Source organism: Roseococcus microcysteis, assembly GCF_014764365.1.
In the GTDB taxonomy this organism is placed as follows: Bacteria; Pseudomonadota; Alphaproteobacteria; order Acetobacterales; family Acetobacteraceae; genus Roseococcus; species Roseococcus microcysteis.
The window spans coordinates 684,389-697,591 of sequence record NZ_CP061718.1 but is presented as its reverse complement, the minus strand read 5'-3'; the positions used below and the strand labels follow the sequence as shown (position 1 = coordinate 697,591).

Here is a 13,203-nt window from a genome sequence, read left to right as displayed (position 1 = left end):
GCCTTGGCGTGACGTTGCCCGCGGGACCGGGGGATGCCGCTTGTTGGGGGTTCATGCTACAGGTTGATCTCTGGACTGGTCAGGCCAAAGGAAGCGACAAGCGATGCAAGACGAGAATCCCGCCCAGGGTCTGGGCCGCCGCAACATGGCCGCGGCTGCCGCTGCCGGCCTGACACTGGGGGCGATGGCGCTGGCCCCCGCGGTACGCGCACAGAACGCCGCCCCAGCCCTGCCGGCCGGCGTGACCGCCACGCAGATCGCACGTTGGGACGTGGCGCGGCTCAATCGCATCCTCACCACCGACATGCCGGCCTTCTCAGGCGTGAATGTGGAATATCCCGCGGCCCGCAACGCGGTGCGCCTCTACCGCGTGACCTATCCTTCGGTTGTGCCGGAGCTCGGCAACAAGCCGGTGGCACTGACAGGGCTGGTGGCCATTCCCGAGGTGTCGCAGACCACCTTGCCGCTGGTGTCCTACCAGCACGGCACGGTCTACGGGAAACAGGAGGTGCCCTCCTACCCCGAGAACTCGCCCGAGACGCAGCTGATGATCGCGCTCTTCGCGGGGCAGGGCTACCTGCTGACGGGCGCGGACTATGTCGGCATGGGCGACTCGCGCGAACCCCAGGGCTACATGGTGAAGGCGAGCCACCAGCAGGCGACGGCGGACTTGCTGCCGGCGGCGCGTGCCTTTCTCGCGGCCCAGGGACTTACGCCCTCACAACTCTTCCTCGGCGGATGGTCGCAGGGTGGCTACGTCACCATGGCCATGCTGGAGCGGCTTGAGGCCATCGGGGTGCCGGTGCGCGCCGCGGCCACGGCCAGCGCCCCGGTGGACCCTTGGGCGGCGCTGAACGGCTTCCTGAACTTCCCGCGCCCGAATGATGCGGACTGGGTGGGGACGCTCTTCATCCTGGCCTCCTTCTCCTACGAGAATTACTACCGGGTGCCGGGCCTCGCGCGGTCGCTGCTGAAGCCCGAGCATTATGACGTGTGCCGCAGCGCCTATGAGGGCCAGGCGGTGGATCCGACCAAGATTCCCACCAAGCTGCGCGACCTCGTGACCGAACCCTATTTCGACGCGGCCTTCTTCGCGGGATCGCCTTTCGGCAGGATGCTCTTCGAGAACCAAGCCTATCGCTGGGTGGTGCGCACGCCCACGCGCAACTACTACGGCGATACGGATGAGGCCATCTCGCAGGGCATCGGCCGCCTCGCCATGGTGTTCCAGCAGGCCATGGGCAACGACAAGGTGGAAGCCATCTCCACCGGCCCCACCAGCCACCGCGGCACCTATGCCCGCGGCGCGGCCGAGTGGAAGCGCTGGTTCGACAGCCTGGCCTGAGGCGGGCCGCCGCTTTCGCCGCGCGGCATGTCGGGCCGCGCGGCTTGCCAGCCCCGGAACCCTGCGCCATATCTCGTTCTCCGGGAGAAACGCAGGGCACAAGCCCGCGGGAGATGAGATTGCGAGCAAGGCTGTTTTGCGGCACCGCATCAGGCGGGGCCGGAAGGTGACGCTTGTCCTGGATGTGGCGGGGCTTTCCATCCGCTTTCCGAATGGGTTGAAGGCGGTGGACGGGCTTTCGCTCCGTGTCGGCGCGGGGCAGACGCTGGCCGTGGTGGGCGAGTCCGGCTGCGGCAAGTCGGCCACGGCACTCGCCATCATCGGGCTGCTGGCCGAGGGCACGCAGGTGGGAGGTGCCGTTCGCCTGTCCAACCAGGAATTGCTGGGTCTCGCGCCGGACGAGATGCGACGCCTGCGCGGCGGCGATGTCGCCATGATCTTCCAGGAACCCATGACCAGCCTGAACCCCGCCTTCACGGCGGGCGACCAGGTGGCGGAGGCCATCCGCGCCCACCGCGCCATTTCCAAAGCCGAGGCGGCACGCGAGGCGGTGGCGATGCTGGAGCGCGTGCGCATCCCCGACGCCGCGCGCCGCGCCCGGCAATACCCCCATGAAATGAGCGGCGGCATGCGTCAGCGCGTCATGATCGCCATGGCGCTGGCCTGCCGCCCGAAGCTGCTGATCGCGGATGAACCCACCACCGCGCTCGACGTCACGGTGCAGGCGCAGATCCTGGCCCTGCTGGACGAGCTGAAGCGCGAGACGGGCACGGCCGTGCTGCTCATCACCCATGATCTCGGCGTGGTGGCCGACCATGCGGATCATGTCGCCGTCATGTATGCCGGGCGTATGGTCGAGCACGCGCCGGCCGCGCAGCTCTTCGCCCGGCCGGAGCACCCCTACACCATCGGCCTGCTGGGGGCGCGGCCCTCGGCGGCCTCGCCCACGGCGCGGCTTGCGTCCATCGAGGGCACGGTGCCCGACCTCCGCACCCCGCCGCCGGGCTGCCGCTTCGCGCCGCGCTGCCCCTTCCGCATTGCGCGCTGTGAGACCGAGGCGCCGGCGCTGACCGCCCTCGGCGCGGAGCATGGCGTGGCCTGCCACCGCGCGCCGCTGGAAGCGAGCCTCGCGGCATGAGCGACCTGCTTACCCTTTCCAACGTCGTGAAGCATTTTCCGGTGCGCGACGGCATGGGCCGTGCCCGCGGCGCGGTCCGCGCGGTGGATGGCGTGACGCTCTCCGTCGCCGCGGGCGAGGTGCTGGCCATCGTGGGCGAGAGCGGCTGTGGCAAGTCCACGCTGGGCCGCGTCATGCTGCGCCTCATCACGCCCGACAGCGGCCAAGTGCGCTTCGCGGGCGAGGACCTGGGCACGCTCTCGCCACGCGCCCTGCGTGCGCGCCGGCGGGAGATGCAGATCATCTTCCAGGACCCCTTCGGCAGCCTCGACCCGCGCATGACGGTGGAGGCTGCGGTGGCCGAGCCCCTGCGCCTGCACGGCATCGTCCCGCCATCGCAGGAACGCGCGGAGGTGGCGAGCCTGCTGGAACGGGTGGGCCTGCGCCCCGAGCATGCGCGCCGCTGGCCGCACGAGTTCAGCGGCGGGCAGCGCCAGCGCATCGCCATCGCGCGCGCGCTGGCCTCGCGCCCGCGCCTCATCATCGGCGATGAGCCCGTCTCGGCGCTGGATGTCTCGGTGCAGGCGCAGGTGGTGAACCTGCTCTCGGACCTGATCCGAGACCTCGGCCTCACCTTCGTGCTGATCAGCCATGATCTCGGCGTGGTGCGTCACCTCGCGAACCGGGTGGCGGTGATGTATCTCGGCCAGATCGTGGAGGAGGGGAGCGTGGCGGAAATCTTCGCCAACCCGCGCCACCCCTATACCCGTGCGCTGCTGGCGGCCATTCCGGGCCATGGCGGCGGGGCCCCCATCGCGGGCGATGTGCCGAGCCCCATCGCACCCCCCTCCGGCTGCCGTTTCCGCACCCGCTGCCCCCACGCCGAGGCACGCTGCGCGGCCGAGATGCCCGCGCTGGTGGGCGGCGTGGCCTGCCACTTCGCCGACACCCTGCCGCCCATCCCCGCCCCCGCGCCCCGCATGGCGCCCGATGCGCGGCTCAGGCACCTGCAATCCTTTTTCCAGCCGGCCTCATCACAGGGAGAGAGAGCATGAGACGCCATTTCGTCGCCGCGGCCATGGCCGTGGGGGTCGCGCTCGGCACCGGGCTTGCGGCCCAGCCCGCCGCCGCCCAGCAGCACCTGCGCATCGCCCTGCGCGAGGACCCGGACATTCTCGACCCGACGCTGGCCCGCACCTATGTGGGGCGCATCGTCTTCGCCTCGCTCTGCGACAAGCTGTTCGACATCAATGAGCAGCTGGAGATCGTCCCCCAGCTCGCCACCGGCTATCGCTGGGAAAACCCCACCACCCTCATCATCACCCTGCGCGAGGGCGTGCGCTTCCATGACGGCGAGCGGATGGACGCCGAGGCGGTGGTCTATTCCCTCAACCGCCACGCCAATTTCCAGGGCAGCTTCCGCCGCAGCGAGCTGACGGGCATCGAGAAGGTGGAGGCGGTGGACCCGCTCACGGTCCGCATCACGCTGCGCGCGCCCTCCGCCGCCTTCCTCTCGGTGCTGACCGACCGCTCGGGCATGATCCTGAGCCCCCGCGCCGCCGAGGCCGCGGGCCGTGACTTCGGTCTGCGCCCCGTCTGCGCCGGCCCCTTCCGCTTCGTGGAACGCGTCGCGCAGAGCCGCATCGTGGTGGAGCGCTTCGCCGACTACTGGAACCCCTCCGTCATCCACCTCGACCGCATCACCTACCTGCCCATCCCGGACAACAACGCCCGCATCGCCAACGTCCAGTCGGGCGCCGTCGAGTTCGCCGAGCGGATGGAGCCCGACCATGTCGAGATGGTGGCCCGCAACAACCGCCTGCGCGTGGTGCAGGTGCCCGAGCTCGGCTACCAGGGCATCACCTACAACCTGAACAACGGCCCGCGCGCCCAGACGCCCTTCGGCCAGAACCCCCGCGTGCGCGAGGCCTTCGAGCTGGCCATTGATCGCGCCGCCATCAACCAGGTGGTCTATAGCGGCGCCTATACGCCGACCGCCCAGGCCGTGCCGCCCGCCAACCCCTTCCACATCCGCGACTTCCAACCGGAGGCGCGCAACGTCGCCCGCGCCCGCCAGCTGCTGCGCGAGGCCGGGGTGCAGACGCCGGTGCGCGTGGAACTCACGGTCCCCAACAACCCGGACCTTCGCCAGGTGGGCGAGGTGATCCAGGCCATGGTGCGTGAGGCGGGCTTCGAGCTGCGCATCAACGCCATGGAATTCGCCTCCTCCCTCCAGGCGGCGACGCGGGGCGAGTTCGAGACCTACCTGCTCGGCTGGTCCGGCCGCGTGGACCCGGACGGCAACATCTACACCTTCGTCCACAGCCGCGGCCCCGCCAATGACGGCAAGTACAGCAACCCCGAGGCTGACCGCCTGCTCGATGCGGCCCGCGTGGAGCTGGACGCCGACCGCCGCCGCCAGCTCTACGCGCAGCTGAACCAGGTGGCGCTGCGGCAGGACCGCGCGCGCATGTATCTCTGGCACCGGAAGAACATCTTCATCCACTCCACGCGCCTGCAGGGCTATGTGCCGGTGCCGGATGGGATGATCCGGGTCCAGGGCCTGCGGCTGAACTGACCCATGGGCATCTGGCTGCTGCGGCGGGTGGGGCAGATCATCCCCACCCTGCTCATCCTCTCCGTGATGATCTTCGGGCTGCAGCAGCTGATGCCCGGCGACCCCGCGCTCATCCTCGCGGGCGAGGAGCGGGGCGACCCGCAGGTGCTGGCGCAGATCCGCGCCGAGCTGCTGCTGGACCGCCCCCTCTATGAGCAATACCTGGCCTGGATGGGCCGGGTGCTGCAGGGCGATTTCGGCTTCTCCTGGCGCATCCGGGTGCCGGTCTCGGAACTCATCCTGGAGAAGCTGCCCGTCACCTTCCAGCTGGGCGCGATGGCCTTCATCATCGCGGTGCTGATCGGTGTGCCGCTCGGCATCCTCTCTGCCGTTCGGAAGGACCAGCCGGCCGACTGGGCGGCCAATGGTGCGGCGCTGTTCGGCATTTCCATGCCGAACTTCTGGCTGGGCATCCTGATGATCCTGCTGTTCAGCGTGCAGCTGGGCTGGCTTCCGCCCTCGGGCTATGTGCCGATCACCGAGGATTTCTGGCAGTCCATCGCCACCACCATCATGCCGGCCTTCGTGCTGGGCACCGGTGTGGCCGGCGTGCTGATGCGCCACACCCGTGCCGCCATGTTGGGCGCGATGAGCCAGGACTATGTCCGCACCGCCCGCGCCAAGGGCCTGCGGGAGCGCGTGGTGGTGTGGAAGCACGCGCTGCGCAACGCGCTGATCCCCGTCGTCACGCTCGGCACCATCGAGTTCGGCCGCCTGCTCTCGGGCGCGGTCCTGACCGAGCAGATCTTCTCCATCCCGGGCTTCGGCAAGCTGGTGGTGGATGCGGTGTTCAACCGCGACTACCCGGTGGTGCAGGGGGTGGTGCTGGCCACCGCCCTCATCTTCGTCCTGCTGAGCCTGTTGGCGGACATCCTCTACATGGCCATCAACCCGAGGCTGCGCCGCGCATGAGTGCCGTGATCCAATCGGGCGAAAGCCCCACCCAACGCGCCTTCCGCCGCTTCCTGCGGCACCGCCTCGCCATGGCGGGGCTGGTGGTGGTGGTCCTCTTCGTGCTGGTGGCGGCCTTCGCGCCGCTGCTGGCCCCCTATGACCCGAACCAGACCTCGTGGTCCGCCATCCGCCGCGCACCCTCCGCCGCGCATTGGTTCGGCACGGATGAGAATGGGCGTGACGTGCTCTCGCGCGTCATCTGGGGCGCGCGCGCCTCGCTGATGGCGGGCGTGCTGGCGGTGCTGGGCGCCGTCATCATCGGCGTGCCCATCGGGCTGCTGGCGGGCATGGCGGGCGGCTGGGTGGACGCGGTGATCTCGCGCATCGCGGACGCCATGCTGTCGGTGCCCTTCCTCATCCTGGCCATCGCGCTCGCGGCCTTCCTGGGACCGGCGCTGGAAAATGCGATGCTCGCCATCGCCATCTCGGCCTCGCCGGTCTTCGTGCGGCTGGCGCGCGGCATGGCGCTGGAGGCCATGTCCACCGACTGGGTGGAGGCGGCGCGCGCGCTGGGCAACCCGCCCTGGCGCACGGCCATCGTGCATGTGGCGCCCAACATCGTGCCGCCCCTGATGGTGCAGGCCACGCTTTCCATCGCGGAGGCCATCATCGCCGAGGCCTCGCTGTCCTTCCTGGGCCTCGGCATGCAGCCGCCGGACCCGTCCTGGGGTTCGATGCTGAACTCGGCGCAGCGTTTCCTGACGCAGGCGCCCTGGCTCGCCATCTTCCCGGGGCTTGCCATCTTCCTGGTGGTGCTGGCCTTCAACCTGGCGGGGGATGGGCTGCGCGACGCGCTGGACCCGCGGTCGGATCGCAAGTAGCCGGCTCAGGCCGGCTCCCGCATGGCCTCCGGGTCGAAATGCGGGATGGCGGCCAATAGTTCCCGCGTGTAGGCGGCCTGGGGTGCCGCAAAGAGGGCGGCGCTCGGCCCCTGTTCCACGATGCGGCCTTGGCGCAGGACGATGGTGCGCTCACACATCATCCGCACCACATTGAGATCGTGGCTGACGAAGAGATAGCCCAGCCCGTCCTCGCGCCGCAGATCGTCCAGCAGCTTCAGGATCACCGCCTGCACCGAGACGTCCAGCGCGGCCGTCGGCTCATCCAGCACCAGCAGGCGCGGGCGCGTGGCGATGGCGCGCGCGATGCCCACCCGCGCCTTCTGCCCGCCCGAGAGCTGGTGCGGGAAGCGGTCCAGCAGCTCGCGCGGCAGGCCGCAGCGCTCGGCGCATTCCTCCACACGCGCGCGCAGCGCGGCCTCGGACGGCAGGCGGTCCAGCCGGCGCAGCGGGTGGGCGATGCTGTCGAAGGCGCTGAAGCGCGGATTGAGGCTGTCGGTCGGGTCCTGGAAGACGATCTGGATGTCGCGGCGCTGCGGCGCCTTGTGAAAATGCCGCGCGGGCGTGGCCGCGATGGAGTGGCCGTCGAACATGATCTCCCCCGCCGTGGGGTCTATCAACCGGCAGATGAGGCGCGAGATGGTGCTCTTGCCCGAGCCGCTTTCGCCCACCAGGCCCAAGCTTTCCCCTGGCTCCAGCGTGAAGGAGACGTCGTCCACCGCGCGGGTGCGGGCATATTGCTTGGACAGCCCCTGCACCTCCAGCAGCGGCGGCGTGCCGGGGGCGCGGGGCCTATGGCAGGGTGGGGGCGGGGCATCGCCTTCCACCAGGTCGGCCACGGTCGAGGTGCGCGTGGGCGAGGCCGCGATCAGCCGGCGCGTATAGGGATGGACCGGCGCCTGGAAGAGCCGCGCCGCCGCACCTTCCTCCACCACCAGGCCACGCTCCATCACCGCGACGCGCCGGCAATATTGCGCGGCGAGGCCGAGGTCATGCGTGATCAGGATCATGGCCATGCCGCGCTCGGCCGTGATGCGGGCCAGCAGATCCATCACCGTCTTCTGGGTGGTGACGTCGAGGCCCGTGGTAGGCTCGTCCGCGATCATCAGCGCGGGTTCGCAGGCGATCGCCATGGCGATCATCACGCGCTGGCACATGCCGCCCGAGAGTTCGTGCGGATAGGCGTCGAGATTGCCCTCCGGGTCGCGGATCAGCACGGCGCGCAGCAGGTCGAGCGCGCGGGCGCGGGCATCCGCCGCCGAAATCGGGTTGTGGGCGCGCAGCACATCGCCGATCTGGCGACCCACGGTGCGGATGGGGTTCAGCGCCCCGCGCGGGTTCTGGAAGATCATGGACATGGCATTGCCGCGCAATTCGCGCAGTTCGTGCCGCCCGGCGCGGGTGATGTCGCGCCCGCGGAACCGGATGCGGCCCCCCGTGATGCTGCCCGCGCGGTCGAGCAGATGCGTCACCGCATAGGCCGTGACCGACTTGCCCGAACCGCTTTCGCCCACCACGCCCAGCGTCTCGCCAGGCGCCAGTTGCAGGGAGACGCCACGCACCGCCTCCACCGGGCCGCGCCTGGTGGAGAAGCGGATGTGAAGGTCCTCGACCTCCAGCAGCGGCGCGGTCATGTCCGCATCCTGGGGTCGAGGATGTCGCGCAGCCCATCGCCCAGCAGGTTGAAGCACAGCACCGACAGCATCAGCGCCAGTCCCGGAAAGCCCACCAGCCACCAATGGCCGGAGGTGATGAAACGCGCGCCCTCGGCGACCATGATGCCCCATTCCGGCGTGGGCGGCGTGATGCCGAGCCCGATGAAGGAAAGCCCCGCCGCGTTCAGGATGGCCCAGCCGAGGTTGAGCGAAATCTGCACCGCCATGGCCGGCAGCACATTGGGCAGCAGGAAGCGCAGCACCACCGAGAGATCGCTGTCGCCCGAGGCGCGCGCGGCCTCCACCCAGCCCAGGTTGCGGCGGACATTCACCTCGGCGCGGGCGAAGCGGATGTAGAAAGGCAGGTTGATGAAGGCGGTGGCGAGGATGATGTTCTCGATGGAATTGCCCAGCGCCGCCACCAGCGCCATGGCCAGCACGAAGAGCGGGAAGGCCATCAGCACGTCCACGAGGCGCCCCACCACGCGGTCCAGCGCGCCGCCCACATAGCCGCAGAAACTGCCCACCACCGCGCCGATCACGAAGGAGAGGCTGACCGCCGAGAAGGCGATGGCGAGGTCCACGCGCGTGCCATGGAGGATGCGGCTGAACACGTCCCGGCCCAGTTGGTCGGTGCCGGCCCAATGCGCCGCGCTGGGCGGTTGCAGGGCATTGGGCACGTTGGAGGCGATGGGGTCATAGGGCGCCAGCCAGGGGGCGAAGAAGGCCACCAGGATCAGCAGCGTGGCCCCGGTGGCGGCCGTCGCCGTCACCAGGTTGCCGCGCAGCACCCAGCCCACATGGCGCAGGGTGGCGCTCATGCCACCGAGGCCCGTGGGTCGGCCACGCCGTAGAGAATGTCGATCAACAGGTTCACCATGACGAAGATGGTCGCCATCAGCAGCACGAAGCCTTGCACCGGCGCGTAGTCCGAGGCCAGCAGCGCATCCAGCGCGTAGGAGGCCACGCCGGGCCAGGAGAACACCTTCTCCACGAGCACATTGGCGCCCAGCATGGTCGAGAAGACGATGCCCGAGATGGTCAGCACCGGCAGCAGCGCATTCCGCAGCGCATAGACCACGATGATGCGCCAGTTCGACAGGCCGAGCGACTTCGCCGTCCGCACGAAATCACTGCCCAGCACGGCCAGCATCGAGGCGCGCGTCATGCGCGCCAGCGGCGCCAGGACGAAGAGCGCCATAGTCGAAGCGGGCAGGATCAACTGCCCCGCCGCGGCTCGCCAGCCCTCCCAATCCCCCACCAGCGCGAAGTCAATGAGGAGAAAGCCCGTGATCTCGGGCGGCGTGGCCGCGAAGATGTCGAGCCGCCCCGTCGGGTCCGGCGCCCAGGCCAGCAAATAGTAGAAGACATAGATCAGCAGCAGGCCGGAGACGAAGGTCGGCACGCAGACGCCCAGCGTGCAGAGGAAGCGCACGACATGGTCCACCAACGTGCCCGGCCGCAGCGCCGCCACGATGCCCAGCGGCAGGGCGAGGCTCAACGCCAGCAGCAGCGCCGAGAAGGTCAGTTCCAGCGAAGCCGGCAGCCGCTCGATCAGATCCGTCCGCACGGGCTGCCCCGTGGTCATGGAATTGCCGAGATTGCCCCGGGTGATGTCCCAGAGGTAGCGCACCAGCTGTTCATGCATGGGCCGGTCGAGGCCCATCTGCTCGCGCACCATGTCGATCTCCGCCTGGCCCGCATTGGCGCCGGCGGCGAAGAACACCGCCGGGTCGCCGGGCAGGACGCGCATCAGCAGGAAGGTGAAGATCAGCACGCCGAACAGCGCGGGCACGGCGGAGAGCAGGCGCACACCCACCCGCCGCCCCACCGCGCCCCACTTGCCCCCGCGCGGCGCGGGCTGCGCGGCGTCAGACACGCTTGAGGTCGCGGAAATCCGCCTGCCGGTAGAACCAGTAGGTGTAGCCCTCGATGTTGCGGGCCATCACCGCCTCGTGCAGCGGCTGCCAGGCGAGGATCAGGGGCACCTCGGCGGCGAGGATCTCGATCATGCGCTTGCAGGCGGCGTCGTAGCGGGCGGCATCCGTCTCGAACTGCGCCTCGCGCGTCAGGGCGTTGATTTCCTCATTGTTGAAGCTGGCGAAGTTCCAGCGCTGCGGCCGCGTGAAGTAGAGGCGGAAGAAGTAGTCCGGCGCCGGCAGCCAGGCCGTGCCGGCCTCGGTGTAGAATGGCAGGGTGCGTTCGGCCTGGCCCGTGTTGAACTGCGCGTCGGGCAGCTTGCGGATGTCCACATTGATGTTGATCCGCGCGAGCGATTCCTTGATCAGCGCCGCCATCGGCTCCGCCCAGGCCGAGACGCCCGTGCCGATGGTGAAGGTGGTCGAGAACCCGTTCGGGTGCCCCGATTCGCGCAGCAATTCCCGTGCGCGTTCCAGGTTGGTGTGCAGCGGCATGGGCTGCGGGAAGTCCGAATTGGGCGGCGTCGTGGTCCAGTCCGCGCCGAACAGCGCGCGGCCGCGGCTGAACAGCGCCGCCTGGAACATGTCCTGGTAGGGCAGGGCGGCGGCGATGGCCTGGCGCACCTTCACATCGTCGAAGGGCGCCATGGTGTTGTTCATGGAGATGTGCGTGAAGCCATTGGTCTGCGGCACCGAGACCACCTTCACCCGCCCGCGCTGCGCCAGCGCCGCGACATCGCTCGGCTGCAGATCAATGGAGAGGTCGGCATCGCCGCGTTCCACCAGGTTCGCGCGCGTCGCCACCTCCGGCACGGTCTGCACGATGACGCGGCGGAAGCCCGGCTGCTCGCCGCCCCGCCAGTTGTCGTTGCGGCGCAGGATGGTCTGGGTGCCGGGGCGGTGCTGCTCCACGATATAGGCGCCGCCGGCGGCCGAATTGTCCTTCAGCCAGTTCAGCGCCCAGGGGTCGTCCGTGGTCGCGTGACGCTTGGCGAGGGTGGAGTTGATCATGATGGCGTAGGGCACGCACATGTTGGACAGCGCGAGGCGGTCCGGCCGCTCCACCATCATCTCCACCACGCGCGGCCCGGCGATTCGGAACTGCTCGGGGCTGGTGATGGAGCCCGTGGACATCTGCGGCGGCGCCAGCGAACGGGCGGAGACGGCGCGGTCCAGCGACCACTTCACATCCTCGGCGGTGACGGGCGTGCCGTCATGCCATGTGGCCCCCTGCCGGATGTGGAAGGTGAAGGTGCGGCCGTCCGGGCTGCGGTCAATGCGCTCGGCCAGCTCGCCGCGGATGTCGTTGTGGTCGAAGACCCAGTTGTCGCCCAGCCGCTTGCGGCCGAAGGCGGCCAGGCGGTCATAGACATTCATGCTGAGGCCGAAGCTCTCGCGCGTGGAGCCGGGCACGCTCGGGTCGAGCGAGTTGACGGTGTTGCCCGTCACATAGCGCAGCGTCTCGGCGCGCGTCTGGGCCGAGGCCTCGCCCGCAGGCAGGGTTGCGCCCATGGCAAGTCCGCCCGCGGCGGCGAGGCCCTGTCTCCGATTGAATTCCATGCTCGTCCACCTCCGGTGCGTGGCCGGTGCGTGGCGTCGAACTCCCGGTGCGGAGGTTAGGACGTTGTCGGGCGGAAGCACAAGCGAGGGCGGGGGCCCTCAGGCGTGGCCGACCGGCCCCAGGCTGTCGGTGCTGGTGGCCCGCACCACGGAGGCGAAAAGGCGCAACGCATCCGGCCCGCCGCGGTCCTGCAACATGCCGCCCTCCATTTCGAAGGCCAGGAGTTCGGCGTGTTCGGCGAGGGTTTCCGCGGCGCGGCGCAGGGCTTCGCGCGCCAGGACAAGCTGGAGTTCGTCGGGCAAATGCTTCCAGTCCGGCGAAGACATGGGGGGCTATTCCTGCTGCCCGCCCTTCTGGCGGCTGGTCACTCGGGCCGGTTCGGCTCCTCGCCACCACATCCCATGCCGGGCGTTAACGCCGGGTAAACACGCCTCAGGTGAAGCGCAGCGTCACCCGGCCCAGCAGGTCGAACTCCACCTCCACCGCGCAGGGTCCGCCCAACCAGATCGGCGGGGTCACGGAGCCCAGCCAGACCACCTGTCCCGCCTTCAGCCCCCGAATTCCCGCGCGGCGCCCGAGCCCGCGAGCCAGGCCAGCGCCTCCAGCGGATGGCCCAGCAGATCGCGCCCGTGGCCCGACCCACGCACCTGGCCGTCCACGCGCAGCTCGCCCCGCGCGGCGCCCAGATCCAGCGCGCGCCAATCCGTCACCGGCGCGCCCAGCACGCCCGAGGCATGGAAGACCTGATCCGCGATCAGCGTGGGCGTGCCGAGCTGCCCCAGATCGCCATAGCGCTTTTCCACGATCTCGATGGCGGCGAAGACCTCGGCCACCGCCTCGGCCGCGGCCTCGCGGGTCGTGGGGCGGGCGGGCATGTCGCGCCCGAGTCGCACCGCCACCTCGCACTCCACGCCCGCGTTCAGGAAGTCGGCATAGGCGACGCTCAGGCCATCGGCATTGATGGAGCTGGCCGGCACGAAGCCCGCGGCCGGCCCGCCCAGGCCCAGGATTTCCTGCATCTGCCGCGTCGTGGCGCCGATCTTGAAGCCCGCGGGCGGGATGGCGCCCTGCGCTTCCGCCACGCGGCGCTGCACGGCATAGCCCTCGGCCTCCGTGCGGGGCGCGGCATTGCCCAGCGGGGCCAGCACCCGCTTGGCGCGCCAGGCTTCGAGAATCATGGCGGCGGCGTCGTTCAT

At 69.8% G+C, this 13,203-nt stretch carries 12 protein-coding genes; 6 read left to right on the top strand and 6 right to left on the bottom strand.

What is annotated here, in order from left to right:
• The first annotated feature begins 103 nt into the window (after positions 1–103).
• The 6 genes from ICW72_RS03255 to ICW72_RS03230 all read left to right on the top strand — a co-directional run bounded on the left by ICW72_RS03255 (position 104) and on the right by ICW72_RS03230 (position 6,854).
• The gene (locus ICW72_RS03255) at positions 104–1,345 is read left to right on the top strand and encodes an alpha/beta hydrolase family protein (protein ID WP_223880793.1); all 1,242 of its coding nucleotides are present in this window, start codon (positions 104–106) and stop codon (positions 1,343–1,345) included.
• 166 nt (positions 1,346–1,511) lie between these two features.
• The gene (locus tag ICW72_RS03250; RefSeq protein ID WP_223880792.1) at positions 1,512–2,483 is read left to right on the top strand and encodes an ABC transporter ATP-binding protein; all 972 of its coding nucleotides are present in this window, start codon (positions 1,512–1,514) and stop codon (positions 2,481–2,483) included.
• Positions 2,480–3,517: an ABC transporter ATP-binding protein gene (locus tag ICW72_RS03245; RefSeq protein WP_191084911.1), complete on the top strand. Its 1,038-nt coding sequence runs from the start codon at positions 2,480–2,482 to the stop codon at positions 3,515–3,517. The genes ICW72_RS03250 and ICW72_RS03245 overlap by 4 nt, the downstream gene beginning before the upstream one ends.
• Positions 3,514–5,040 carry an ABC transporter substrate-binding protein gene (locus ICW72_RS03240; RefSeq protein WP_191084910.1) on the top strand — a complete coding sequence of 509 codons (1,527 nt, stop codon included), beginning with the start codon at positions 3,514–3,516 and terminating at the stop codon, positions 5,038–5,040. Before ICW72_RS03245 ends, ICW72_RS03240 begins: the two co-directional genes overlap by 4 nt.
• A 3-nt stretch (positions 5,041–5,043) precedes the next feature.
• Positions 5,044–5,991, top strand: a complete 948-nt coding sequence (locus ICW72_RS03235; RefSeq protein WP_191084909.1) for an ABC transporter permease — start codon at positions 5,044–5,046, stop codon at positions 5,989–5,991.
• Positions 5,988–6,854 carry an ABC transporter permease gene (locus ICW72_RS03230; RefSeq protein WP_191084908.1) on the top strand — a complete coding sequence of 289 codons (867 nt, stop codon included), beginning with the start codon at positions 5,988–5,990 and terminating at the stop codon, positions 6,852–6,854. The genes ICW72_RS03235 and ICW72_RS03230 overlap by 4 nt, the downstream gene beginning before the upstream one ends.
• A gap of 5 nt (positions 6,855–6,859) precedes the next feature.
• On the opposite strand, the gene ICW72_RS03225 is transcribed toward ICW72_RS03230, so the two are convergent.
• The 6 genes from ICW72_RS03225 to ICW72_RS03200 form a co-directional block, all read right to left on the bottom strand.
• Positions 6,860–8,506 carry a dipeptide ABC transporter ATP-binding protein gene (locus ICW72_RS03225; protein ID WP_191084907.1) on the bottom strand — a complete coding sequence of 549 codons (1,647 nt, stop codon included), beginning with the start codon at positions 8,504–8,506 and terminating at the stop codon, positions 6,860–6,862.
• Positions 8,503–9,348: an ABC transporter permease gene (locus tag ICW72_RS03220; RefSeq protein WP_191084906.1), complete on the bottom strand. Its 846-nt coding sequence runs from the start codon at positions 9,346–9,348 to the stop codon at positions 8,503–8,505. The genes ICW72_RS03225 and ICW72_RS03220 overlap by 4 nt, the downstream gene beginning before the upstream one ends.
• Positions 9,345–10,406, bottom strand: coding sequence for an ABC transporter permease (locus ICW72_RS03215; RefSeq protein WP_223880791.1), 1,062 nt, complete (start codon positions 10,404–10,406; stop codon positions 9,345–9,347). Before ICW72_RS03215 ends, ICW72_RS03220 begins: the two co-directional genes overlap by 4 nt.
• Positions 10,399–11,958 carry an ABC transporter substrate-binding protein gene (locus tag ICW72_RS03210; RefSeq protein WP_223880790.1) on the bottom strand — a complete coding sequence of 520 codons (1,560 nt, stop codon included), beginning with the start codon at positions 11,956–11,958 and terminating at the stop codon, positions 10,399–10,401. Before ICW72_RS03210 ends, ICW72_RS03215 begins: the two co-directional genes overlap by 8 nt.
• Positions 11,959–12,105: 147 nt before the next feature.
• Positions 12,106–12,333 carry a hypothetical protein gene (locus ICW72_RS03205; protein WP_184383012.1) on the bottom strand — a complete coding sequence of 76 codons (228 nt, stop codon included), beginning with the start codon at positions 12,331–12,333 and terminating at the stop codon, positions 12,106–12,108.
• Between the two features lie 222 nt (positions 12,334–12,555).
• Positions 12,556–13,203, bottom strand: coding sequence for a 2-keto-4-pentenoate hydratase (locus ICW72_RS03200; protein ID WP_191084904.1), 648 nt, complete (start codon positions 13,201–13,203; stop codon positions 12,556–12,558).

Coding starts and splice junctions, on each gene's coding strand:
- ICW72_RS03230 (WP_191084908.1), top strand. CDS start 5,988: ATGAGTGCCGTGATCCAATCGGGCGAAAGCCCCACCCAACGCGCCTTC.
- ICW72_RS03210 (WP_223880790.1), bottom strand. CDS start 11,958: ATGGGCGCAACCCTGCCTGCGGGCGAGGCCTCGGCCCAGACGCGCGCC.
- ICW72_RS03205 (WP_184383012.1), bottom strand. CDS start 12,333: ATGTCTTCGCCGGACTGGAAGCATTTGCCCGACGAACTCCAGCTTGTC.
- ICW72_RS03225 (WP_191084907.1), bottom strand. CDS start 8,506: ATGACCGCGCCGCTGCTGGAGGTCGAGGACCTTCACATCCGCTTCTCC.
- ICW72_RS03235 (WP_191084909.1), top strand. CDS start 5,044: ATGGGCATCTGGCTGCTGCGGCGGGTGGGGCAGATCATCCCCACCCTG.
- ICW72_RS03255 (WP_223880793.1), top strand. CDS start 104: ATGCAAGACGAGAATCCCGCCCAGGGTCTGGGCCGCCGCAACATGGCC.
- ICW72_RS03220 (WP_191084906.1), bottom strand. CDS start 9,348: ATGAGCGCCACCCTGCGCCATGTGGGCTGGGTGCTGCGCGGCAACCTG.
- ICW72_RS03245 (WP_191084911.1), top strand. CDS start 2,480: ATGAGCGACCTGCTTACCCTTTCCAACGTCGTGAAGCATTTTCCGGTG.
- ICW72_RS03240 (WP_191084910.1), top strand. CDS start 3,514: ATGAGACGCCATTTCGTCGCCGCGGCCATGGCCGTGGGGGTCGCGCTC.
- ICW72_RS03200 (WP_191084904.1), bottom strand. CDS start 13,203: ATGAACGACGCCGCCGCCATGATTCTCGAAGCCTGGCGCGCCAAGCGG.